This window comes from Desulfamplus magnetovallimortis (genome assembly GCF_900170035.1).
Classification (GTDB): Bacteria; Desulfobacterota; Desulfobacteria; order Desulfobacterales; family Desulfobacteraceae; genus Desulfamplus; species Desulfamplus magnetovallimortis.
This window is the reverse complement of the sequence record NZ_LT828554.1, coordinates 26,016-52,995: the sequence shown is the minus strand read 5'-3', so window position 1 is coordinate 52,995 and position 26,980 is coordinate 26,016. Positions and strand designations below refer to the sequence as shown.

13 protein-coding genes and 1 pseudogene are annotated in these 26,980 nt (G+C 38.6%); 8 read left to right on the top strand and 6 right to left on the bottom strand.

Going from position 1 to position 26,980, the window contains the following annotated elements:
- Positions 1 to 259 precede the first annotated feature (259 nt).
- Entirely contained in the window at positions 260 to 4,108 is a 3,849-nt protein-coding gene (locus MTBBW1_RS20255; protein WP_080806547.1) for a UvrD-helicase domain-containing protein, read from the bottom strand.
- Positions 4,109 to 4,213: 105 nt separating this feature from the next.
- Here MTBBW1_RS20255 and rdgC point away from each other — a divergent pair, with 105 nt between their 5' ends.
- The 4 genes and pseudogenes from rdgC (at position 4,214) to gyrB (ending at position 10,020) form a co-directional block, all read left to right on the top strand.
- Positions 4,214 to 4,840 carry a recombination-associated protein RdgC gene (gene rdgC / locus MTBBW1_RS20250; protein WP_080806545.1) on the top strand — a complete coding sequence of 209 codons (627 nt, stop codon included), beginning with the start codon at positions 4,214 to 4,216 and terminating at the stop codon, positions 4,838 to 4,840.
- Positions 4,833 to 5,366: a hypothetical protein gene (locus MTBBW1_RS20245; RefSeq protein WP_080806543.1), complete on the top strand. Its 534-nt coding sequence runs from the start codon at positions 4,833 to 4,835 to the stop codon at positions 5,364 to 5,366. The genes rdgC and MTBBW1_RS20245 overlap by 8 nt, the downstream gene beginning before the upstream one ends.
- Positions 5,367 to 5,925: 559 nt before the next feature.
- A complete protein-coding gene (gene dnaN / locus MTBBW1_RS20240; protein WP_245809488.1) occupies positions 5,926 to 7,233 on the top strand; it encodes a DNA polymerase III subunit beta in 1,308 nt (435 codons plus the stop codon).
- Between the two features lie 283 nt (positions 7,234 to 7,516).
- A pseudogene (gyrB, locus tag MTBBW1_RS30070) lies at positions 7,517 to 10,020 on the top strand (DNA topoisomerase (ATP-hydrolyzing) subunit B).
- Between the two features lie 65 nt (positions 10,021 to 10,085).
- Here the strand turns inward: gyrB and MTBBW1_RS20230 are convergent.
- On the bottom strand, positions 10,086 to 11,957 hold the full coding sequence (locus MTBBW1_RS20230; protein WP_080806541.1) for a DNRLRE domain-containing protein: 1,872 nt from the start codon (positions 11,955 to 11,957) through the stop codon (positions 10,086 to 10,088).
- Positions 11,958 to 12,907: 950 nt separating this feature from the next.
- On the opposite strand from MTBBW1_RS20230, the gene MTBBW1_RS20225 reads away from it, so the two are divergent.
- The 4 genes from MTBBW1_RS20225 (at position 12,908) to MTBBW1_RS20210 (ending at position 18,919) form a co-directional block, all read left to right on the top strand.
- Positions 12,908 to 14,008, top strand: a complete 1,101-nt coding sequence (locus MTBBW1_RS20225; RefSeq protein ID WP_080806540.1) for a cohesin domain-containing protein — start codon at positions 12,908 to 12,910, stop codon at positions 14,006 to 14,008.
- A 226-nt stretch (positions 14,009 to 14,234) separates the two neighbouring features.
- The gene (locus MTBBW1_RS20220; protein ID WP_080806538.1) at positions 14,235 to 15,509 is read left to right on the top strand and encodes a dockerin type I domain-containing protein; all 1,275 of its coding nucleotides are present in this window, start codon (positions 14,235 to 14,237) and stop codon (positions 15,507 to 15,509) included.
- 84 nt (positions 15,510 to 15,593) lie between these two features.
- Positions 15,594 to 16,979: a right-handed parallel beta-helix repeat-containing protein gene (locus MTBBW1_RS20215; RefSeq protein WP_080806535.1), complete on the top strand. Its 1,386-nt coding sequence runs from the start codon at positions 15,594 to 15,596 to the stop codon at positions 16,977 to 16,979.
- 308 nt (positions 16,980 to 17,287) lie between these two features.
- Entirely contained in the window at positions 17,288 to 18,919 is a 1,632-nt protein-coding gene (locus MTBBW1_RS20210; RefSeq protein ID WP_186441558.1) for a sigma-54-dependent Fis family transcriptional regulator, read from the top strand.
- A 129-nt stretch (positions 18,920 to 19,048) separates the two neighbouring features.
- On the opposite strand, the gene MTBBW1_RS20205 is transcribed toward MTBBW1_RS20210, so the two are convergent.
- From MTBBW1_RS20205 to MTBBW1_RS20190, 4 genes are all read right to left on the bottom strand, one after another.
- Entirely contained in the window at positions 19,049 to 19,756 is a 708-nt protein-coding gene (locus MTBBW1_RS20205; protein WP_080806531.1) for a PilZ domain-containing protein, read from the bottom strand.
- 287 nt (positions 19,757 to 20,043) lie between these two features.
- Positions 20,044 to 20,838, bottom strand: coding sequence for a cytidylate kinase-like family protein (locus MTBBW1_RS20200; protein ID WP_080806528.1), 795 nt, complete (start codon positions 20,836 to 20,838; stop codon positions 20,044 to 20,046).
- A 159-nt stretch (positions 20,839 to 20,997) separates the two neighbouring features.
- On the bottom strand, positions 20,998 to 25,491 hold the full coding sequence (locus MTBBW1_RS30065) for a response regulator (protein WP_080806525.1): 4,494 nt from the start codon (positions 25,489 to 25,491) through the stop codon (positions 20,998 to 21,000).
- Between the two features lie 12 nt (positions 25,492 to 25,503).
- Entirely contained in the window at positions 25,504 to 26,307 is an 804-nt protein-coding gene (locus MTBBW1_RS20190; protein ID WP_080806523.1) for a hypothetical protein, read from the bottom strand.
- Positions 26,308 to 26,980 lie beyond the last annotated feature (673 nt).

The window sequence follows — 26,980 nt, the reverse complement described above, 5'->3', positions numbered from 1 at the left end:
TCTTTTGTCTGAATCACGGATTAAACGGATTAAACAGGCATGATTGATTACGTATCAATCACCCCCAAATATAAAAATGATAGTCATTTTCACGGTAAAAGAATACACTGATTGAAAAAATCTGTGTAATCAGCGTAATCTGTGGCAATCCGTGATTCAGATAATTAAAGAAAAGTGTAAACTACTTTTAAGCTGATATGAAGGATGCCCTAATTCCCACGGAAAAAACAAAAATCAAGTTCTGGCAATGTGCTGCTGCTCACGAGAACAAAGAGAGTTGTTTATTCTTACTGTTTTTTACAGTTTTTTTATAATCACTATGTAAATACAATTTCAATGTCTCTTCAATATCCTCCAGAAATAGTGATTTTTCTGTTTCAATTAGTTTACCATACTGTTTTCGTTTTTTTGAAAAACTGAGATAAAGAACTCTTTCTGCCCTTGTCATTGCCACATAAAAAAGACGCCGCTCCTCTTCAATATCAATGCATGGCTTTCCTGGACGATTAAATGGAATAAGTCCATTCTCACAACCTGCAACAAATACAACCTTAAATTCAAGTCCCTTTGATGCATGAAGAGTCATTAAAGAGACCTTTTCAATTCTGTTATCCACAACATCTGAATCACTCTTCATAGCTGTCATTTCGTAAAAACCTGCAAGGTCTTCAAATTTTTCACTCTCTTTAATCATACTGTTAACAAGATCACAACTTGTTTGATTTTCATCAATAATATCTTTCACACCAAGTTTTTCAACAGCATAGAGAATAATATCACCGATTTTTACACCTTGAGATAATAAACGGCACTTATTTTCATCATCATTTAAAGAGCTGTTTATTGACAAATCTCTTACGTGCAATGACTCATTATCTGCACAATCGGATATAATACTCAGTATGGATGCAGCATAATCAGCTATTTTGAGATCATCTTTGATTGCCGGTGGAATGTCAGAGATGGCCCTTTCATACAATGATATTATGTTATTTCCTTGATTTTCTTCTAAAGTAGGCTGTGAAAGCATCTCTCCTGCAAGAAGAGATATTGCATCCAGGCAAGAAAAATTGTTACTGTAAAACCACTTTTTAAGCTGCCTTGTTTTTCCGGAATCAATCTTGCCACCAAAACAGGTAGCCCTGTTTTTCATCAGAATTTCCAGATCATAAAATGTTGCCCTGTTTATGAGTATCCTGATAAATGATATCAGCTCTTTTATACCTGGTTTAAGATACAGATTCTCCCTGTCTGCCATCTGAAAGGGAATTCCCGCTTTTTCAAAAACTTCGGCAAAAATTTCCCCCTGCTTTCCAGTGCGGTAAAGCACTGCAATATCGGAAAAAGAGTACTCATCTTCAATGGTTGGGTCTGCTTTTTCTGCATCCATTGAAAACATTGAAAATCCACCTGTAAGCCTCTCAATTGTTTTACCTATCATTACAGCTTCGGCTTTTTCTGATGCTGCTTTTAAAATATTGATCTGCTGTCCCCCACCAATAGCGGAAAAAAGCTTTTCCTTGCCCATTGAGGGTTGTTCGATAAGTTGGCATGATGCTTTGAGAATAATTTCTGTGGATCTGTAATTTCTAATGAATACAATTTTTTCCACATCCTGATAGTCTGACTGAAAACTTTTAAAATATCTGTTGTCAGAGCCCCTGAAGCCATAAATGGATTGGTCAGGATCTCCTATCACACACAATCTTCGACCATCACCAGCAAGATAGCGTATCAATTTATACTGTGCCTGGTTGATATCCTGATACTCATCAACAAAAACATATTGAAACTCTCTTTTAACAGAATCAAGAACCTTTTTATCTTCCTTGAACAGCTTCAGTACCATAAACATCAGATCCTCGAAATCAGCAAGCCGGTAACGTGCAAGTATTGCCTGATAAGTTTCCCATACTCTAAAGATTGTAAAGGGGTCAATACCTGGAAGCTCATCCATGATACTGCTGATCATTCTGTTTTTAAATATCTCATTAATACCACAATTGTCTCCATGGAAAAAAGTGTCTGGCCCTTTACCAGACTGTTTTAATAATGAAATAATATCCCCGATTTTATGAGAGTATTTTTTGACTGAATATATTGAATGGTTACCCTTGTTAAATATAGACCCTGTACATATTATTTCTAAAGCATCTTCCATGACAGATTTTTTAATGGTTGGGTCAACAATGGAAAAGTTAAATCCTGAATATTCTTTTAAAACCATCAGACAGAAACCATGAAAGGTAGTAGCCACAACACCATCTTTTTCATAATAATTTTTATTGAGCCGGACAGAGAGCCTCTCTTTTATCCTGGTTCTCATCTCTTCTGCTGCCTTGTTTGTAAATGTAAGGGCAAGAACTGACTCTGGTTTGACATTGGAATCCATTATAATAGAGGCTATTTTCTCGGTAAGAGTTCGTGTTTTTCCTGTTCCTGGCCCTGCCTCCATCAAAAGTGGACGATCATGGATATCAATTGCCCGCTGTTGTTCAGGATTTAAAGAAATTTTTCTTATATTGTCATACTTATATTGATTTTTTAATTTTTCATTTTGTTTCTTATTTTGAGAGGAAGATGAAGGAATGATTTTCTTACTTGCAGAGGAAGATGATGGAGTGCTTTTCTTGCTTTCAGAGGAAGGTGATGGAGTGTTTTTCTTACTTTCAGAGGAAGGTGATGGAGTGTTTTTCTTACTTTCAGAGGAAATTGAAGGAATTTTTTTATGGTTCTTTCCGGAAACAGGAAATATACTCATTTCTCCTTTAAGTTTACCAATCTCTTCCGGCGTAAAAAGTTTAACTGAGCCGAACTCTCCATCAAATCCAGGATTGAGATGAATCTTACCGCTCTTTAACCTCTCCATTGCAATGGAAAAAAGTGGAATGGCTGCTTTTTCAATTTCATCAGGTGTCTGTTTCAACAAAATGTCCAGTTCAGGTCCAAGTTTTTCAAGAGCTTTATTATAAAGCGACATGACTTTCTTTGATTTAGGTCCAACTCCACATATTTCAGAAAGAATCTCAGCAAGTGGAATAATTCGCTGAAAACCATGACATTTATCTGGTATGTATCCCTCCTGCCTTGATGCAAGCTCCTGTACCCTGTAAAGAACTCCGATTGTCAATGGTTTTGAACATTTTGGGCATATTCCTCCGCAGGCTCTGGATTCTGAAGGATGCATAACCACATTACAGTTTCTATGGCCGTCATAATGGTACTTTCCCTCTTCAGGATACATATCAATGGTTCCAAGATATCCTTTTTTTGAAATATCTGAAAATTTGTTTGAATAGGATTTTTCTGATTCTGATGAATCCTGCAAATCCTGCCTGTAAGAAGCTTTACCTTTTTTTAACGCATCCCGTACACTGAAATAACTCAACTCAGTATCAAAAAGTGATGCATTCCTGCCCATAAACATGGGGGAATGGGCATCTGAACAGGAAATTAGTGTAATATTATCAAGATCAGCAACCTGCCAGTTCATGGGTGGATCTGATGAAAGACCTGTCTCCACGGCAAAAATATGCTCTGACAACTTTCCGAAACACTCTTCAATGGAATCAAATCCTGACTTTGAGCCAAGCATTGAGAACCAGGGTGTCCAGATATGAGCAGGCACAAGAAAGCCTTCCTCAGAGGTTTCAAGCATGATCTCAAGAAGATTTTCAGCAGAAAGCCCCAGAATAGGACGACCATCAGATGTAATATTACCTATCTTATCAAGTGTTTCATTGAATTTTCTAACAGTATTGAGATCAGGAAAATAGATAAGGTTATGATTTTTTCTTACCCTACCGTCTTTTTTATATATGGAACTTATCTCGCATTGAAGGATAAACCTCACATCTTTTCGGCATGTCACAGGAACATCATTATCTATATTGTCAGTTATTGATTTTTTAAGCCTGAAAAGACCATCTTCAGCAGGTTCAAGTTTTGCACCAAGCTCTTCAAACCATTCAGGATGGGTAAAATCACCGGTTCCCACAAGAAGAATACCTTTAAATTGTGCTGCTTTGTAAATATGTTCAAGATCAAGATTTTTAGCAGTTGCCCTTGAATATCTGGAATGAAGATGAAGATCAGCTATAAATTCCATAAATTATTTTTCCTTGCTTTTCCCTGATAAATAAATAATTTTACTCCACTGCATATTTGCACAATGCAGAAATGAATTCAATCAAAACCCAAAACGGAGCAATCTATGAGTTTATTATCATCAAGCCTCTCTGTGGCAAGATACAAAGTGGCAGGAAAAATCGAAGACCCGGTTATGGAGACAGTGGCGGAAGGGTTAAAAAAAAATGCCATCACAACCATAGAAGATGAATATGCAGAGATCACAATTGGATGGACACCTTTTGAAAGTGACTTTGAACCTGATTTTGACAAGTTTACCTTTACATATGGACATTATTTTATATTTTCCATGAGAATAGACAAAAAAAGTGTTCCATCAAAAATAATCAAAAAATATGTTGCCATTGAAATTGCAAAAAAACTAAAGGAAGATGGTCGGGAATTTCTGTCAAAAAATGAAAAAACCGATATCAGGGATGCTGTTACCGAAAAACTTATGCGTCAGATACCTTCCACACCTAATATATATAATGTATTATGGGATAATGAGAATTCAAGCGTCATGCTCTTCTCAACACAGAAAGCTGCAAATGAAGAGTTTGAAACTTTTTTTTCAAGATCATTTAAATTAAAACTTGTGAAACTTTTCCCATTTACCATGATTGAGTATTCAGATGAGTGGAAGGATGAAGAGCGTGACAAGGTGATGAACCTGACAACACTTAATCTTAAAGGAAAAATAGATGCTTGATATCGCTGTATCCTATGACAAATACAAATTCCTGGGAAATGAATTTCTCACATGGCTATGGTATCTCATTGAGACAGATGTCAATATAAAAGATATGACACAAATTGAGTGCAATACCCTTGTATTGGAAACAGGTAACTGCATCGGACTTGAAAACTCCCTTGGTGATGATGCTGTTGAAAAAATATCCATCAGAGGTGATGATGCAGGCCTTGAAGAGGGTCGAACTGCATTGAAAAAAGGCGGAGTGGTAACAGATATAAATCTTGTTCTTCGTATGGATGAAAACGAATGGCGTTTCAGCATAAAGGGAGAGAGCATGAATATAACATCCCTTAAAGTTCCTTCAACAGAGAAAATTGAAGAGAAAGATGAGATAGAAGGCGCTGTTCTTGAAAGGATATACCTTATCAATACAGTTTTTGAAGTTATTGACACCCTGTTTAAAACATTTATCAAAAAAAGAATTTCTGATGAGTGGAAAACCGTTGATCTACCTGCAATCAGGACATGGGCATCCCTTTAAATCCACGGCTAATTTAATGAACAATCAATTGTCAGTAAAATGTTTATAAAATTAAGGTTATAAACACATAATTTAAAGTATGTGCATAACATCATGGTTATAAAACAGTTATGATAAAGTTACAAACCCTTTTGAAATTCTATTTTATATTAAAATTTCAGTTAGTTATTCTTATTATTAACTTATGAACAGGCCTTAATTTTATTATTATTTAAATAAATTTTTAAAATAATATTTAATCCATCAAGAGAATTTATCACATTTTTGGAAGGCTTTTCCTTCACTATCTGCTTTTACAGGATATACAATGGAAATTTATATAATCTAATTTTATCATCCATAAGTTCATAGTATAGGATTTTCAATTTTTTAGCATGATATCAAATAGTTGTTGATTTGTTAGACACAATTGTATTATAAATTTTCTTGCTTCCCATCAACCATAGTATTTGAAAGATTTAAGATTTGTATTGATAAAATTCACTGAAATGATATAAATAACAGTTCGGCACAACAGTGATAAATATTTTATTTTAAAAACAATTTATAAGGTATTGAAATGAAATTTTCAATTGACAGAAAAAGTATCTCTGACGTGCTTTCACTGATCCAGGGAGTGACAAACAGGACAACAACTCTTGCAATTACATCTGATGTATTGATTAAAGCAGAAGACTCTCAAATCACTGTGACAGCAAATGACCTTGAAACCGTATTTCAGGGTCAATATGATGCAGACGTTGAATCTGACGGTATTATTTCAATTAACGCCAGAAAACTTTATGAAATTGTCAGGGAATATCCGGAAAATATTTTCCCTGTTAATGAGATCGAAAACCGGTGGATAGAAATTGGTGAAGGAAATATTCAGTATCATATTGTCTCATCTGACCATGAGAATTTTCCTGAACATCCGGTTATTGAAGATGTTCCATTTATAGAAATAGATACATCTCTTCTTAAAAAAATGGTTGAAATTTCAGCATCCATTACCTACAGCAAGGAGGAGAAGCGCCCTTATGTTCTTGGCGCTTTGCTCGAATATGTCTCTGACGCCTCGGTTGATTCTGTTGCCCTGGAGATGGCTTATCAAACATCTTCATCATCTGATGTTTCCGAAAAAAAGGCATCTTCCGGTAAATCTTCATCGTCACAGAAGAGTTCATCAACAGTTTCCGATGATAACCCTTCAGAAGATCACGATACAGAAAACTCTTTAGCTTCTGCAGACAACAAAGATAAGGAAACTAAATCTGCTATACTCAGGATGGTATCAACAGATTCAAAAAGATTATATGCCTTTGATATACCTGTTTCAGGAAATCTTGAGATTCCCGAAGAGGGAATTATTATTCCAAAGAAGGGCTTGTCTGAACTTGGTAAATTTTTAAGTACAAGCGGAAAAGCTCTTATAGGTGTAAAAAATAACCATTTTATAGTGAAAATAGATAACGAAACAATGATGGTTAAACTTCTTGAGGGAGAGTATCCTGATTACAGGCGTGTATTGAGTACCACAGGATTTACACCCATTATTATGAACAGAATAATGTTCATGATGATGATGAAGAGAATGTCCATCCTTGTATCTGATGATTACAAGAGCGTTATTTTTAATTTCAGGGAAAATGAACTTGTTGTAACCATAACAAATCCTGAAATCGGTGAATCAAAAGAACAGATTGCCGTGGGATATACAGGAAATCATATTGAGAGCGCCTTTAATCCAAAATATTTCATTGACGCGTTAAATGCTGTCAAGGGTGACGATGTTGTTGTGCATATCAAGGATAACCGTAATCCCTGCATATTAAAGGGGCATGATGATAAAGGTTTTGTATGTGCCATCATGGCCATGTCAGTTTAATTTTGCACCCGTTTTAAGTATAAGGACAAAAGTTGATTTATGTCATCATTTTTATATTTGGGGTTATTGATACGTAATCAATCATGCCTGTTTACCATGGAAATGGATACAAATATCTATTGCTTCTGCACTGGATAAGATTGAAATTCCCATACTATGAACTTAGCGCCCTTCGGGCGGGCTTTTCCATAACCACTTGCTTTTGCAGGAGATAAAATGGAAATTCCTATACTATAAATTTATGTCCTGTTGCTTATTTACTCGTCAGTCATAAAGGTGTTTAATGGAAAATATTGATAATATAGATCAGGAATCAAATCAGAAACATATTGATAAACCTGTTCAACCGGAAAAAGATTATGGTGCAGGTAATATCAAGATACTTGAAGGGCTTGAGGCTGTCCGTAAACGTCCTTCAATGTACATTGGAAATATAGGTACAGAGGGACTTCATCACCTTGTATATGAGGTGGTTGACAACAGCATTGACGAAGCAATGGCCGGTTATTGCGATGCTGTAACTGTAACTATTCATACTGACATGAGTGTCAGTGTGGAGGATAACGGTCGCGGTATTCCTGTTGGAATGCACGAGACAGAGAATATGCCTGCCGCCGAGGTGGTTATGACAAAACTCCATGCCGGCGGAAAGTTTGATAAGGACTCCTACAAGGTTTCAGGAGGTCTTCACGGAGTTGGAATTTCTGTTGTAAATGCACTTTCAGAGTCTCTTGAGATGGAGGTGTTCAAGGATGGCAAGATTTACTACCAGAGATATTCAAAAGGAGTAAAGCAGTGCGAATTGACAGTTAAAGAAGAACCAACTGATAAACGTGGCACCAGAATCACTTTTATCCCTGATTATACTGTCATGAATGAAAACGACTTTGAGTATGAAAAACTATCGCGCCGTATGAGGGAACTTGCTTTCCTGAACAAAGGCGTCAAAATTATGATTGAGGATGAACGTTCAGCAGAAAAAGATGAGTTCTGCTATGAAGGCGGCCTTATATCATTTGTTGAATATCTTAATCGCAATCTGACCCCATTGCATGATCCAATTCTGATTGAGGGTGAAAAAAATGATGTCAATGTGGAAGTTGCCATTCAATACAACGAAACTTTTAAGGAAAAATTGTACTCTTTTGCAAATAACATCAATACCATTGAAGGTGGTTTTCATCTTTCAGGATTCAAGGGTGCTTTAACACGAAGCCTTAATAGTTATGCTGCATCAGGCAACCTTCCCAAAAACAAGCAGGCTGTCAAGATCAGTGGCGATGATGTACGTGAGGGATTAACGGCAATCGTAAGTGTCAAGGTTATGGATCCTCAGTTTGAGGGACAGACAAAAACAAAGCTTGGCAACAGCGAAGTTAAGGGTATTGTTGAATCTCTGGTTAACGAAAAGATAGCAATTTTCCTTGAAGAAAATCCTGCTACTGCAAAAAAGATACTGATGAAGGCCGTTGATGCTGCAAGGGCAAGGGATGCTGCAAAAAGGGCCAGGGAACTTGCAAGAAAAAAGGAACCTTAATTGATTCCACACTGCCTGGTAAACTTGCAGAATGCCAGTTTGCTGATCCAAAAGAGAGAGAGCTTTTTCTTGTTGAGGGTGACTCTGCAGGCGGCAGTGCCAAGCAGGGGCGTGACAGAAGATTTCAGGCTATTTTGCCCCTTAAAGGTAAAATCCTCAATGTTGAAAAAGCCAGGTTTGACAAGATTCTCAGAAGCGACGAAATAAAAAATATATTCACTGTTCTTGGTACAGGTGCGGGCAAGGAAGAGTACGATATTGAAAAAATTCGCTACCATAAGGTAGTGATCATGACCGATGCAGATGTTGACGGTTCCCACATAAGAACCCTTTTGTTGACCTTTTTTTATCGTCAGATGCCAGATCTTATAAGCAGGGGATATCTCTATATTGCCCAGCCTCCGCTTTTCCGGGTTGGAAAGGGAAAAAGCGGTATCTATCTCAAAGATGAATCTGAATACAGGGATTATCTTGTAAGAAGAGTTTGCGAGCAAAAGGATGTATATATTGAAGGAAGGGATACCCCCCTTGATGATGATATTCTTTACACCTTTCTCAAGGATCTTTCTGACTATTACAATGCTGTTGAGCGTCTTCGCAGAAAAGAGTATGATATTGATCTTCTTTTGATCATGATCGGCATGGATCTGAGGGATAAATTTTTTCTTCAGGACAGGGAGAAGATGTTTTCACTTAAAGATAGGCTTGATGAAGCAGGCTATTTAACTGGTGATCTTGAATATAATTCAGAATTTGAGATTTACGAAATGGATGTCAGTGAAGGCAGAAAGCCTGAAATAAAGGATTCTGACTCTTACAGAACCCGTTCATCCTACAGTAAAATGCTTTTCAAGGTGGGTAAAAATCTTATTTCCACATCTGATTATAAGGTTATGCTGAAAAATTATGACAAAATTCAGGAGATGAACAAACCTCCTTTTAAGGTTTTTCTTACAGGTTCCACAGAAAAGGAGATACTGTTCGAAGATACGTCATCTTTTTTTCACTATATAATGGGAGAAGCGAAAAAGGGTATATCCATACAGCGCTATAAGGGCCTTGGTGAGATGAACCCTGATCAGCTCTGGGAGACCACCATGGATCCGGAGAAGAGAATAATGCTTCAGGTTAATATTGAAGATGCCGAACAGGCAGATGATATTTTTACGCTGCTCATGGGCGAAGAGGTTGAACCAAGACGAAATTTCATCCAGACAAATGCACTTGAGGTGTCATCTCTTGATTATTGATTTTTTAGTTCTCTGTTTTGTATTATTTTTTCCCTGTCCAGCAATGGACAGGGAAAAAGCAGCTTTTATCCTAGAATAGTGTCAATGATTTCCATCACATCAATAATACTCACACTTCCATCATTGTTAACATCTGCAGCAGCCACAATGTCAGGCGAAGTCTCTGTGCCAAGAACCACATTGATACATGCCATGATATCCAGCACATCAACAGTTCCATCGCCGTTTATATCCATGTTATTCTCTTCAATTTCCGAATAGGTTATCTCAATATATGGTCCCACAGAATATTCGCTTGCTTTCAGGTGTATGAAAGTCTGACCTTCATTTTTAAGACGAAGGCCATAATTTTCGTCAATTCCGTCTGCCCAGCGCTGTACCTGTTCTGTAATATCAGCAGGGGGATAATATTCATGGCTTGGAGAGCCGCTTGGGTGGAGAACCTGCGCAACAGTTGCGGAACTGTCATAATTATTAACGGAATTGTTCCAGGTAACTGTGTTTTCAGCCCAGTCAGAGTTTACTTTATAAAAATTAAGATATTGATCCTCGGCATATCCTGACTGACTGTAAACATAAAAGTAAGCTTTTGCTTCAATTATGTTTTTAAAAAGAATCTCTGAAGGCAGATTGAATTTTATAATAAAATCGTATGGGCCCGAAGTGTATTTGGTTGTTCCAAAATTGGTGTCAGGGCAGCGTGACAGAAGAAATGCATCGTCAATTGCATCTATTCCTTCAAGTTTAATAGTAAAGGTTTCCTGGGAAGTTTCAAGTGTGGTCGCAGATGCAGAATCAGAAAGGCCGGATTCGTTTCCTGAAGAGTCAAATGCTGAAACACGATAAGTATAAAGGGTTGATGGTTCAAGGTCTGTATCCTGGTATTCAGTATATCCGGAGCTGACTGCTGTGATCAGGTTACCGTCCCTGTATATGCGATATCCTGCAACCCTTATGTTATCTGTTGATGCTGACCATGAAAGATCAATCTGGGTTGCTGAAATTGCTTCAATCGAAAGAATTTCCGGTACAGAAGGTGCCTCATAATCCTCTTCTACAGCTCCGCCGTCCCAGCCTGCGATTCTGGCCCAGAGATTCCAGGCTGCATATGCCTTCTGGTTTGCATTTAAAGGCTGTGAATGGGCGGAAGTGCATGAATACCATTCAACATCCTCAACGTGTGAATTCTGCCACTCCTGTGCCCAGTTGCTATCCCTTGAACCGTTGCCGTCACTGTCGTAGTCACAGTTGTCATTTGCCATCAGCGACATGTAGTTTATCTGACCGTCAGGATCGTAACTTTCAATATCTGCAAAATCAAAAAGAGTCTTTCCGTTTAACATGCAGTAATCACGTATCTGCTCGTTCCGCTGATGTACAGTCCCTGTCTCTCCACTGCCGTCAAGGTGACCTGTCATATATACAAATCGAACATCCGGATACTCTCCTTCCAGGGTATTCATAAGATCAAGATAGAGATCAATATCTGATTCAGAGCCGCTTACCTGTCCGCACCATGACCATATAATTACATTTATATCTGGATTTGCATCAAGGTAGTTTCTTGTTGCTGTTGCCCATGCACTCCTGTTGGGATTGCCAAGATCAGATGCTCCGGAAAAGGGTGAATCCCTTAAGTCAAGGGCTCCGCCGGATCCCCCTGAATTATATGCATAAAGGTTCTGGGGATATCCCAGATTGTTCATGAAACCCACAAGGGCTGACATTCCGGTTGTTAACTGGCTGCCATGGGATGTATGGCCATAGGCAATATGAAGGTTCTGTTTTGCGTTCAGGATAGCTGATTCCGGTATTTGCTCTATTGGGGTGTATGTGTGGTCAATTATGGTGGCTTCAGGAACAACTGCCTGAACATTTGAGATAATGAAGAGTACCGAAAAAAAGCACATGGTTAAGAGTGTTGCAATTTTTTTCATTTTTTTCTCCTTTTTACGATGAAATTAAAGTGCATGGAGCTTTATCAAAACTTAAGTCTAAATGTAAAATTAACTGCTTATTGATAAAGCAATAGGTCTTTTCTCTTCTTTTAAGGTGAAGCATCAAGAGACAGAATGAGTTAACAGCAAAGGATATGCCATGTTATTTTTTAATCATAATTTGTTATTAATGGGAGTTTTACGGGAGTCTAAAGATAAGTAGAGGCATTTAATGGTAGATTATGGGGTAAACATGATTTACATATTTTTTTGATCCACTGTTTTTGATATGGAAAATCACTATAACTCAAAATACTGTTTAAGGCTTTGTTTAAAGTACAAACTAAGTCGTTTTTAAAAGACGAACTAAGTCGTTGTTAAAAGTATAAACTAAGGCATTGTTAAAAGGAGAACTAAGGCATTGTTAAATGACGAGCTGGCCCAATATTTGAAAATAGATGTAAACACAAAATACTTACCTGTAAAGTTAGTTTACTGATTTCAATGGGTATTGTAAAAAAATCATGTAATCAAAAATGGTGGGTATGAAAAATAAATTTATATTATTAATTTTATAATGCTTTTATTTTAGAACTATAATAGAAAAAATTGATATTAAAAACAGTATGTTGCGAACTAATAGCTCTCCATTGTAAAAATTAATTTGAATATGGAATTTTCCTGTTAACTTCTTTTTTATAAATTCATTCACGGATATTTTTCATCGGCACACTCTTTGCTCTTCATCATATCCCATGTTGAACCAGTTAATTGTCAATTCTTGTTTCCATGGGGAGACAAAATTCTGTTTTCATGGGAAGACAAGATCTCTTTTTCCATGAAGAGACAAAATTTAAGTTTCTATTCTATTAGGGGACAAGAGCCTGTCTCCATTAAGGAGCAGGTAAAACTTCCGTTCAGGAAATAACGAAAAACAGGAGGATTTAATAATGAAAGAGGGCAGAAATTACAGATCGTTCATGGGAATTATATCTTTTATCTTTATTATGATGTTTTGCATATCTGCTTCAGCATATGCAACAGATCTTGTTGTAGAAAATGTAAGTGGTTTCCCTGGAGACGATATTGTCGTATCAGTTTCATTGCAGGGTGGAGGCAGCAACAATGTTGCCGGTGCCCAGTTTGATGTAATATTTGATGATTCTAAACTTACATTTCAATCTGCAACCATTGGCAGTGCAGCAGATGCTGCGGATAAAGATTTAAGCTCATCTTCTCCAGCAAGTGATACAGTACGCTGTCTTATTGTGGGAATGAACCGAAATGTCATTGCAGATGGTGACCTCGTTGAATTAAGCTTCAGAATAAAGGATGGCGCAGCACAGGGAGCTTACGAAATATCACTTGAGCAGGTTATGGTTCCAAATATTGATGCCCAGTCAGTTACGGTCGGTGTAACAACAGGTTTTGTTACAGTCCAGGGAGATTCTCCGGCTGATCTTTCTTTAAATCCTGCATCTCTTTCCATTGCCCAGGGAAGTTCAAAAACAGCAATGATTTCCGGAGGAACTGCACCTTATTCAATTATAAGCAACAACAGCAGTGTAGCGTCTGTACAGCCATCTTCGCTTGCTTCAGAAGGGCAGATAACCGTTAACGGCATTGCCGGTGGAAGCACAATCATCAATGTTATAGATAGTAACGGAGATCAAGTAAGCCTTAATGTAACTGTAACTTCCGCAAGTCTTTGTGACCCTGCGGTTTTGACAGATGACCTTCTACTTCAGGTACCACAGCTTCTTTATCAGACACTTTTCGGAGCTTTCGGTCTGTGGGTGGAATTTGAATATGTTCCTGAATTTGAGGACAGCATCGTTTTCATGGTAAGCAACTTCGGCATTATTGATGATGAAGACCTTGATACATCATGCCAGTCAGCCTCTCTCAATGATGCACTTGAGCTTCAAATTCCAAGGGTTAATTTTGAGACACTTTTTGGAACAATGCAGATATGGATTGATTTTGATTATCTTTATGCAGACGAGGATGATCTTCTTTTTCAGGTAACCAATTTTGGTTTTGTCGATTAAGAAGTTTGCATTAAGGAATAATCGCGATATAATTTTCCCTTTTAAAGAACGCTTTTCAACATTCAAGAACACTTTTCAACAACGGGGACACAACAACGGGGACAGATTTAAAATCTGTCCCCAAAGTACTCAATGTCGGGAGAATGTCGGGAGAGGGGTAGAGAATTAACAAGTGATTTCGGACAGACTGTTATTAACAGTAACAGTATAGATAAAGGAAACAAAAATGAAAAATATCATGAAGAGGAGTATTTTAAGCCTTGTATTTCTTATGGTAGCAGGAACGGCTTTTGCCCAGACATATGAACTTCAGTTTATTCAGCCTGATACAGGTTACGAAAGCACACGGGCATACGGCATCAACAACAGCGGCAAGGTTGTCGGCAGAATGGATGACTCTTCAGGGAAAATTCAGGCTTTTGTCTGGGACGGAACAACTCTCAACAGATTGCCTCCAATTTCCGATGCAACCAAAAGCAGCACCTGGCACATAAACGATGAAGGGCTTGTCAGCGGCTACTCAACAGATGCAGATAACAATAAACATGCCATTATATGGGACAGCGAGACAGGAAGTCTTGTTGATATACATGATGGAAATGTCACCGGCGACAGCAGCAGTGCCTATGGAATGGATGATTCCGGAAGGGTTGTTGGAATGGCAGATATTCCAGAAACCTCCCTTGGATATGTTTTTCATGCATTTTTATATGATACTGTATCAGGATTTCAGGATCTTGGAACCCTTAACAATTCAGGAGCATATGGTAACGGCTACAGTATTGCCTACTCTATAAACAACTATGGCGATGTGGTAGGTATTGCCCATGACAGCTCATGGAATTACCGTCCATTTATTTACAGCAGCACAGATGGCATGGTTGCCCTTGAAATAAACACTTCACTTTCATCCGGAGAGTGGTATGCAACTGTTATTAATGACAGTTGTCTGATAGGAGGACACGTTATTTCAGCAACAAATAAGTCACTGCCATATATATGGAGCGGTTCCACAGCAGTTCCTGCTCCCGTTATTATGACAGCAGCATTTCCATATGGCGAAATATATGGAATAAACAGCGACGGAAGCATGGTAGGGGCTATGTGGGATTCAGATGCTGATGAACCTTTATATCACGCATTTATCCTTGAGGCAGACGGAAGCTTAAGCGACCTTAATGATATGATTCCGGCTGGATCCGGTGCTGTTCTGGAATTTGCAAGATATATAAATGAAATAGGCCAGATAGTTGGATATGGCACAGAAAATGGAATAAAAAGAGGCTTTGTTCTGACACCTTCAGGCACTCCTCCTCTTATGCCGGGTGATGCCAATCTTGATAACATTGTAAATATTCTTGATATTACAACCTGTATCAACCACATTACAGGTATAAATGATCTAACCGGAGACGGTTTTATCAATGCCGATATGAACAGCGACAGCACACTTGATATCCTTGATGTTATATCCATAATAAACGCCATACTTGGAACATAAATAGTAAATATTAAGGTTTACAAGTACCTGGGGAAAATTCGTCAGCAATTTTTTCTTGGATGATTTTTTAAGGAGCATATTGCAATGAACGTGCAAAAAATAATTATACAAATATGTGCTATTATATGTATATGTTCATACCCCTGTTATGCAAGGGACATCTATGTTGCAATAGATGGAGATAACAGCAATACAGGAAAATCAGGCTCTCCATATCAGACAATAAAACACGCCATTGAAAGCTCTGCAAGCGGAGACACCATCCATGTAAGGGCAGGTATTTATGCTGAATCATGGCTGACTCCAAAGGAAGGTACAGAACTTGTAAGTGAGGACGGCATACACATGGCTGTCATTTACAGCGGTGATAAGAGCGCTGTCCGCCTGACAAACAATAACAGCGGTATTGATGGGTTCGAGATTTATGGTGACTGGAATCAGGGTTCTGCCGGAGATGGTCTGATAAGGCCGCTATGGTCAAACAATGTATGGATAAAAAACTGCAAGGTTTACAATGCTCCATACGATTGCGATGTCATCAAGGTCGGGGCAGACAATGTATTGATTGAAAACTGTATTATATTTAACCCTGCACATCGTACAGATGGAACATCTTTTCAGGAATGCATTGATATCTATGGAGATCCGGCACCCAACGGGGTTACTGTCAGGGGATGCTGGATTTACCATACACAGGAGCGTAAAGGGGATTATCTTATATATGCCAAGGGAGGTTCAAAAAATATCCTCTGGGAGAATAATCTCTTTGGACCTTCTGCAGGGGAACCCAACGGAAATGTCTCTGTTGGATGCGGTGCTGCAAGCCCTTCAGTATTTCCTTCGTGTGAAAATTTCATTGCCAGAAACAATATTTTTGCAGGGTGTACAGGCGATGCTGCCTTTGGTTTTACAGGTGCAAAAAATGCCCATGTTTATAATAATGTTTTCTATAACTATAAGGGAAATCGCTGCATGATTCAGTTCTATTCAGCCCAGCCAGGCGGGTTTGACAGAAACGAAGATTGTTATGTCATAAATAATATTTTCATGCAAAGCAATGGAAAACCTGTCTATCAGGACAGAGGGCGGTGGTCTGATGGTGCCTACAGCTATATTCCTGAAAATTTTCAGAGTGATTACAATATATACTATCAGGTTGAGACCTCAGAAAACCAAAATGATGTTGATATCCTTATTGAGCAAAACAGTATTTTCGAAAATCCCGGATTTGTTTTACCCACAGTTCCCGATGTTGGAACAGGTTTGATGGAGGATATTGTATCAGGTTTTCAGTTACAGAAGGATTCTCCTGCCATAAATGCAGGCTTAAACATCCTTGATAATGCACCCTACAATGTTCCAAATGATTTCTGGGGAACAGTTCGCCCAAATGGAGCCTATACTGATATTGGAATCAATGAAGTGCTTCATGGAGGATTACCTTTACCTGCAAATTTAAAAATTTATTGAAATTCAGCCCTTTCTTAGATAGAGTTCCTTAACTGAACAAGCCGGAATGACTTTCATTCCTTAGATTGTGGCGGGTATTAGCCATGTAAGTTTCTCAAAATCGACACCTATTATCTTTTGAGCTTTGTCAACACTGTCTGAATCAGGATATCCAAGATTAACAGGATAAGGCAGGATTATCTATCCTGAGCATCCTATCCATCCTGGATATCCTGGTTCAGACAACTGCAATAACTTCTGAAAAAGCAATAATATGTCGATTTTGAAAAGTTTAAAAAAACTTAACCCTTCTTATCAGAATGGAAAATATGTCTATCTCAGAAGATGAAAGATCGTACTTGATTGAATCAGTGTTGATCCGTAAACGTCTGACCGAAATACGAGTCAGAATGGATCGTGTTGCCAATGCATGGACAGTTGATAATTATGAAGATCTGCTTGGTTTCTATATTGATATACTCCCCAGGGTTATGCGCACTGAACGCTGTACAATATACATAATAGAGATGGGCACTGATAAAATTTGCTCCATGCTTGGAACAGGTCTTGATAAAAAGCAGATTCAGCCACCAAGAAAGGGAAGCATTGCAGGTGAAGTTATCTCAACAGGTGTACCGATTATCAGAAATAATCTTGATAAACAACACGGTTTTCATACAGAGGTGGATGCCCAGACAGGCTTTATTACAAGAAATACGGTGTGTGTACCCATAAAAAGCCTTGCAGGTTATGGGGTAACAGGTGCAATTCAGATACTTAACAAAAAAGGACGAAAAAAAGCTTTCAAAGATGATCAGAAAGATATTTTGGAAAAGGAATCTGAATGGGACTCTTTTTCCCAGCAGGATCTTGAAATGCTTGAGCAGGTGGCACACTTTCTTTCCATGTCCATAGAAAGCATTATTCTCAACCAGGAGATCATCAGAATATCAAGCCAGCTCAATTTTGAAGTTGAGCGTTTTGATAAAGAATATTTCCGTGATACCCCTTTTATTGCTGAAAGTTCGGCCATGAAAGATGTTCTGGAGATGGTGAAACTTGTCTGCAACACTCCTGTAAATGTACTTCTTCAGGGTGAAAACGGAACCGGAAAGGAGCTTATTGCCCGTCTCATACACAAGGGAAGCGAACGAAGGGATAAATCACTTGTCGCAGTAAATTGTGCTGCAATTCCTGAAAATCTCATGGAGAGTGAATTTTTCGGTTATGAAAAAGGGGCATTTACAGGAGCGGATCAAAGAAAAAAAGGAAGATTTGAAGAGGCCAACGGAGGAACTCTTCTTCTTGATGAAGTGGCTGACATGCCTGCTATCATTCAACCAAAGTTCCTTCGTGCCATTCAGGAGGGCGAGGGGTGCAGGCTTGGGGGTAACAAGGTCATTAAATATGATCTTCGCATAATATGTGCTACCAACAAGGATTTAAGAACAGAGATAAAAAAAGGACGATTCAGGGAGGATCTCTTTTTCAGGCTTTTTTCTGTTGAAATACAGATTCCGCCTCTCAGGGAGAGAAAAGAGGATATAATTCCCCTTGCCATGTCATTTCTTGAAGAATTAAGCAAAAAGTTCAATAAGAAACTTGCAGGATTTTCTCCAGAGGTGCTTAATCTGTTTGAAGCTTTTCACTGGCCTGGAAATATCCGCCAGCTCAGAAGAGAAGTTGAAAGATTAATAGCTTTGACTCCATCAGGGGAAATGATATTTATAGATAAATGCTCTCCCGAACTTCAGAAATCCTGTGAAGCGCAGATACAATGCAGGGAACCATCAACTCTTTCCATTCCGGAACAGGTAAAAATACTTGAAACAAGTCTTATAGGAAAAGCTCTTAAGGAAGCAGGTGGTAATCTTGCCCAGACATCCAGGCTTCTTGGCATTACACGTCAGGGGTTATACAAAAAGCTCAAACGATATCAAATTAAAAACCATTCCAAATAACATCATATTTTAGGTATGCTTCATTTACCAGTTTATTTACTCTTCAGGTAAGAAATTTTATTTTGAGGGCTTCTTTTTTAAAACAATGTAAAATGATTTTCATGAGATATAAATAATACCCAAATATATTTACCACAAAAACATGCCAATCTCTCTTGCGTACTCGTCATCAATAAATTCAACTCCAATATAACCTTCCATTTTAAAACGAACTATGCATCTTTTTTTAACAAGGTGTCTTTTGGAATCATCCAGCTCAAACTCAATTGTTACAATATCTTCGGGTTCCAGTTCTGCCATACACTTTTTATCCATAATGAAATAATCCATACGAAGCCCGCTTCGGGAAATATTTCTGACAAGAACAATTTCGCATTTTTTGTTTGTTTTCTCAATCAGGCATGACCCCTTTAATGAAACTTCTTTTCTGAAGTCTTTTCTTAGCTCTTTGTTGGGATCTTTGCTTGATTCTATCGTTATTTCAGAGACTTCCTTGCATCTGCACTTTACACTTATATTTTTTTTGCCTTTTTCTATAAATGGAGCGATATTAAATGTTTGTTCAAAATGGCAGTGAGGACATTTAAAAATAGACTCTTCATGTTTGTAAATTACGGGCTCTTTATCTGTAAACTGTTTAGAGCCACAATTGGGGCATGTAAAAACAGGATTCTTTTTTTCATAAACATTCATAGTCATGGTTATTGATATGAAATTGGATTTGAAAATGGATTTTTCATGTTTAGGAGGGGGAGTTGTTTTAATTGTCACTTGCTTAAAGCCGCAATTGTGGCATACAAAAATGGAGTCATTTTTTTCATAAAGATTTATAGACATGGTTATGCTTTAGTTTTAGGAATTAGCACGAAATAACACTTCCATTTAACAATCACATCTTCCGTGATTAAAAGGATATGTATTCTTAAATGGGTAAGTTGTTTTTAATCCATTACTTACTCAAAACCGACAGCTATAATCTTTTGAGCCTTGTCAACACTGTCTGAATCAGGATACCCAAGATTAACAGGATAAGGCAGGATTATTTATCCTGAGCATCCTTTTCATCCTGGTTTAGACAAATTCAATAACTGGTCAAAAAGAAATAAGATGTCGATTTTGAGTACTTAGTAATATGGGTCAATAATAATAGACTGCTCTTTGACAGCGTCAATAGCTGAAAGTTTAGCCTCTATTCTCTCTTTTATTACAGAACACTGATCTTCAGGAACTTTCAGTACCACCTTGACGTGACCGTCACGGGCTGAGACCGAGGCGCTTGGAAAATCAAAAAGCGCATAGGTTACGATGCTTGATAGCGCCGAATCAGCAAGCTCTGCCCTGGACTGTGCTGTCTCCTGAAATGAAGGAAGTTTTACTGCATTGGTAATAATATCAACAGCATCATCTTCAGAAAGGTGGCCAACTCTGATTACAAGATTATAGATTTCTGCATCAAAAAGATCAATTCCGTAAAGGAACATACACCATTTCCGGCGCTCTTCGTCATCACTTTTAAGAATAAACCTTGCTTTTTCAGCCGAGATATCTTCTCTGTTCATTTCATCTGCAACACGACTCTCTGTATCGGCAATAATCCGCACCTTTAGCACATGTGATATTGTTTTCACAAAGTGATGACCCACAAGACCGTGATATACCACATTCCCTGCCATGAAACGCTGTAACAAGGCTGCACGTATGGCACTCACAAATCTTTTTTTACCATTTGGAAAACGATCCAGCACTGAAAAAGCATCATTGAGACCACGCACCAGCTTTATCTCCTGCAGATGAAATTCATCCAGATTTTCAATAACCTCATCACGGGAGATACAGGTATATCCTATCTTTTGAGCAAGTTTTTCAGCCACTGCTCTGCCCCTGTTATAGCTTCCCCTGGATATCGTAACAATAGGCATGATTACTCCTTTTCAAAAGTTGATGGTTTCGTAAAAAGTGAAGAAAACAAGGCATCCTTTATATCCCCACAAATCCGCAATGGGGGATATTAATCAGTTACCAAGTACATTTTAATCAGTTACCAGGTACATTTTTATCAGTTGCCAGGTATATTTTAATCAGTTACCAAGTAGATTCCTTAAACGTTCCAGCTCAAATTCCAGTTTTGCAGTTAATTTTTTTAATTCAGATAGATCTTCGGCAGAAGAGGCTTTTTCAAGTTCATGAGCTACAGCACTCATTGCATTGGCAGAAATATTTGCAGATGATCCTTTGATTGTGTGTGCATATTTTGCTATTTCAGCCAAATCGCCTCTATCCACAAGTTTTTTTATTGTGTTGATATGAGTAGGGATATCTTCAAAAAAAATCGTTAATACCGTATCTACCAAATTCTGGTCATCCATCATACGATCCATCATGGAAGCTTTATCAAATATTTCAAGTTCATCTGTTGTAAAAGAATCATGGGGTATAAAAGAATCAGGGGTTATATTGGATATTGTATTTGAAGATACGGCATATGACGACGATCTTTTTTCCGGAAGAAATTTTGACAGAACTTCAACCATTGCATGGGGATCAACAGGTTTTGAAAGATAATCATCCATGCCGGCATCCAGGCATTTTTCACGATCTCCCTGCATTGCGTGGGCTGTCATGGCAATAATGGGGATTTTATGATTTATAACCATAGATTTCCTGTTTCGTATAATCTGCGTGGCTTTTATTCCATCCATCACCGGCATCTGTACATCCATCAGAACAATGTCGTAGTCAATGGATTCAAGGGCCTTTATAGCCTCCTCCCCGTTTGCAACTGCATCTGCCCTTAAACCGAGTTTTTTTAGAATACCCATGGCAACCTGCTGGTTGGTTATGTTGTCCTCAGCAAGGAGAATACGTGCTGTAATATTGTCAAATTTTTTCCGAATTAAATTACTGTCTCGGGGCAGTTCAGCCATATTTTTGGCTGTATGGGACTTCACTTGTTTGTCAAGTACCCTGCATATCATGGATTTTAATTCATTATGGCGCACAGGTTTGGTGGCATAGGCAGAAAAACCTATATTTTCAAAGTAACGTGTATCTTCTTTTGCTCCAATGGAAGTCAGCATGATCATCTTGAGATCCCCAAGTGATTTGTCTGCTCTTATTGCCCTTCCAAGGGTCTCGCCATCCATGTCAGGCATCTGCATATCTATAATGGCAAGTCCGAAAGGATCTTTTTCCGATAGAGCCTGATATATTGCTTGCAGTGCTGATGGCCCACTGTCAACATTAAATGGCAGCATACCCCAGGATGCAACTCTTATATGCAAAATCTCACGATTGGTTGCATTATCGTCAACTATCAAAACCCGAATATTTTTAAGGTTTTCTTCTGAAAAATGTTCATCCCGGGTATATTTTTTTTGACCTGCCTCCCGTGGCTGTTTTTCAAGAGATGCTGTAAACCAGAATTCAGAACCTTTACCCTCAATGCTGTTTACTCCTATCTCTCCTCCCATCATTTCCGATAACTGCTTTGATATTGCAAGGCCAAGGCCTGTGCCTCCATATTGACGCGTTGTTGAGGTATCTGCCTGAGTAAATTTTTCAAAGAGAAGATTTATTTTATCCTCTGGAATACCTATGCCTGTATCCTGCACGGAAAATTTGAGCAAAACTCTATCTTCAATGTCATCCAGGGATGAAGGAGGATCATCTGTTTCATAGACCCATCTATCTTCTTTATCGTTAAAATTTTTATCACCATTTTCATGGTCCTGGGATATAGTTGAATTCGGCAACGAAGGTTCAGTGGAGATGTTTTTAGAATCAGCCAGAAATAAATCTTTTGTGCCAGATAAAAGAGAAACCCTTACAACTACTTCTCCGGATTGGGTAAATTTGATGGCATTTCCAACAAGATTTGTAAGTATCTGGCGCAGCCTGCCAGGATCTCCCTTCAGTAGAACAGGGGTTGAAGGATCAGGAGCACAGATAAGCTCCAATCCCTTTTCATCAGCACGAACAGCAAGGGTGGCTGTAAAGTCATCAAGCATTTCAAGAAGGTCAAAATCCATTATCTCAAGTTCCAGCTTGCCAGCCTCAATCTTGGAAAAATCAAGAATATCGTTGATAATGGCAAGCAGTGCCTCTCCGCTTGCTCTTACTGTCTCTGTATAACGACGCTGTTCAGGGTTGAGTTCTGTATCCAGCAGAAGCCCAGTCATACCTATTACCCCGTTCATGGGGGTTCGGATCTCGTGACTCATGTTTGCAAGGAACTCGCTTTTTGCAATACTTGCCATTTCAGCTTCCACAGCCATGATGTTGGCACGTTCGGTTGCCTGTTCAAGCTGACTGTTTGACTGCAGCAACTCTTCCTGGATCTCCTTGAGTTTTGATATATCCACAAAGCATTCCAGAAATTTTTCCTTATTTTCAAGAATTATTGGAGTGACAGTTTTGAGTATTGGAAGTCGTGTACCATCTTTCCTGATCATCTCCCGCTCGGAGTTATCAATTGTCTGTCCCAGATCATCTACAGGACAGGCATTTTCGTTGGCAGGGCATAAAAGTGAATGACATCTTTTGCCTATTAGATTTTCCAAAGATCCACCAAACATGGTTGCAACATACTTGTTTGCCCTTTCAATGATACGGGTTTTTGAATCAATAATTACCACTCCAGCAGGAAGGGTATCAAGCAGCATCCGTTGAAGGGCTTCATTTTTTTGCAGTTCTTGGGTTCTTTCAAAAACAAGGTATTCAAGTCTCTCTTTGCGGCGTATTATGGTCTGGAGCAGAACTGCAATGGCTGAAGTCAGAGCAAATCCCGTTAAAATGGTAATCCACCATCCATTTATTGGATATGCATCAATGAATGTATGATCTGGATATGCAGTGACCCAGAAGACCTTGCCAAAAGCCATTACAGGCCGCACTGCGTAAAGATTTGACGATGCATAAGTATCAGGCTTCCCATCATCCCATGTAACAGCAAGGGATTCTGGTTCTGCTTCCCTGTCAAGCAGGGATAGTTTCATTGATATTCCATTTCCTGAAGCATTTGACTTCAGCAGTGTTGTCATCCTCAGAACAGCAAGGACAAGGCCATTAATATTTTCTGTATCTTTTTCATATTTGTATTTTTGAACAGACTGAAAAACAAGAATTCCTTTTTGATTGGATATCTCTTGGACAAGAGTTACAGGGTCGGTGGCTGTTGGCAAGCCCGTGGCTATGGCTTTTTCAAGTCCTGCCCTGCGGACAGGTTCAGATCCTACATCATATCCAAGGGCAGGGCCGTTTCCGGAAAGTGGTGCCACATGTATGACCGGGTAATAGAATGGGCGGCTTTGTACCATTAATTTTTGCCCATATTCATCCTTTTCCCATATTCTGAATCCAGTAAATCCAGATTTTTCCACCTCTTTTTCAACAACTGTTCGTTGGGACTCCGGAACTTCCGGAACCCACTCCCACGCAGCTACAGCAGGATTTTTTGTCAGAAATGAAGTGAATTTCCGGAACTCATCAAAGGTGACCTTCTGGCTGCCGGAATAGAAGGCAGCAAGGCTTTTTAGTTCAGTATCCCTGATATCCTTCATTGTTTCAGCAATAGATGCTGTCTCGTTTGCTGCAAGCTGCATGAAAAATTCATTGCGGTTCATGCTCTCTGTTTTCCATGATATCCAGGCAAAAAAGATTGTGAATGAGACTCCTGCAGCAAGCAACATAAGAGCTTCAAGATGTTGCATATAAAATGATTTTCCTTTAGACGTTATTATGCTGTTACTCTCTTTGTTGACACATCTATTTTCTCTGCTGCGTTTTTTCATAGAAATTGAAGTGAGCAGAAATATAATCAGTAGCATAATAGTCAGCAAAACAGGCGGAACTGCTGAAAAAAGAAGCGTTTTGTGCCATATACGGGCATCAATATCCATACCGAGGACGGCTATCACCACGGAGGTTCTGGGTTCTGACACAGGTATTAGGGCTGTCACCCATTTACCTCGTTGATCTGTGTAAGGGCCTACAACATCTTCGGAGCTGTCATAGAAAATGCGATGTGCATTTTCTGGGGCTTTATCATATATTTCCCCTGCCGGAGAACACTTCTCAGAGTCATCAGGTTCACTGTCAACAAAGAAAAAAAGTGTGTTATCAGAGTGGCGTCCCATAAGATAAATGTATCGACAATGGGGAGTTGCTGAAGCTACAGCAGCAAGCTGCTCCTTGATTCTAAGGTAGTGTGATGTATCAATATCCCTTGCTGTACCGGAAAGGGTCGTTAAACGTTCAATATTTATACCCTGTGCCACCATTCTGGCTTGCTGGATAAGTTTGTGCTTCATATCTTTTTCAACCCATGCCACGGTGAGATATGTCATTGTGCATCCAGCAAGCACAATAATCAGAATCAATAAAAATTTAAAAGTATTGTATGTTGAAGTTTTTTTATAACTGCCATGCCCTGTGGGCACAACGCACATTGAAACTGGGGCAGAAATGGATTCTGCCCCTACAGTTTCATATAAAAGACCAATTTTATCATTTTTATGATTATGGTTTTCAGAATTTTGCTTTGAAGGCTTTTGGGTCTTATTAATATTAGACATGAAAATATGTCCTTATAATAAAGAAAAACTTCTGAGCACATCTGCAAGCTTTTCGTCTGTTCTGGCAAGTTCACGAAGGGCTTGCAGCAGTCTTGGAATAACAGGGCCTGAAGGATTTCCAATGTCAAGGTGCTGTTGAAGCTCCATATCTATATTTGTTATTCTACTTGATGTATTTGTTTTTGTTATAGAGATATCTTCAACAACTGCATTAAGTTTTCTTTCAAGCGGAAGGTGGGATTTTTTTCTGTCCCAAATCATATATCCCATAAGTCCCCCAAAAAGAGCCATTGTGGAAGCATATAGGGTAAGAAGGGTGTTGTGCATCTCTTCAAATCTGTTGTTAAAGTTTGCATTCATCTCTTCAAATCGTTTATTCATGTCTTCGAAGCGTCTGTCAGCCGCTTCAAACCGGCTGTTAAAGTTTGCATTCATGTCTTCAAAACGCTTGTCGATTGCTGCAAACCGGCTGTTAAAGTTTGCATTCATGTCTTCAAAGCGCTTGTCGATTGCTGCAAACCGGCTGTTAAAGTTTGCATTCATGTCTTCAAAGCGCTTGTCAATTGCTGCAAACCGGCTGCTAAAGTTTGTATTCATCTCTTCAAAGCGCTTATTCATGTTAGTTATAAGGTCATCAATTCTCCTGTTCATTGCCTGCTGTCCCTGTTTCACTTCTGCAAGGCTTTCCACAATCTCGCGATCTGTTATCCTTAAGGCAACTTCAAATGAAGAGCAGGGTTCTGCATAAAATAGTATGGCAAAAATTATTTGAACAATGCTTAAATAGCAGAGTTTTTTTGTCTTGATTTCTTTCATTGGCATGGCCTCCTTGATCATATTTCTATATTTTCACTAATAGTTTTACGGGGGTGGTTCTAATTTCGGCCAATGTTAATTTTTGTGAGGCTGTCTGAATCAGGATACCCAGGATTAACAGGATAAGGCAGGATTAAGCAAGTATCTTGAACATCTTTTTTATCCTGGTTATCCTGATTCAGACAAATGGCCGATATTAGAAGCAACCCCAGTTTTACCGTGAAAATGGATACAAATTTTCATGTTCGGGGGTGGCTGGATGACAGCCATGTCCGCTTACTGTGGAAATAGATACGCTTTTTCAATTATCGGGGGGAAGGCTAATCGTCCGCCATGTCCGTTTACTGTGGAAACGGATACATTATTTCAATGCTCGGGGGTGGTGAAACGCTCCCCATGTCAGTTTATATTACTCTATTACTTATCAAAGAAAAAAGGAATACTATATTACTGATAAAATTGAAAAAGTTAATTGTGCTGAATAATAAAGAGTAACTTATTGATATAATAGATAATAGAGAGCAGTTTTTACCGTGGAAATAGATACATTATTTTCATGATCGAGGGTAGCCGGACTCCGGCCATGACGGTTTAATGTGGAAATAGATACAAATTTTGTCTTTGGGGGAGGCTAACTTAATGCGGTATTAAAAATTATGAATCTTAAGGAACA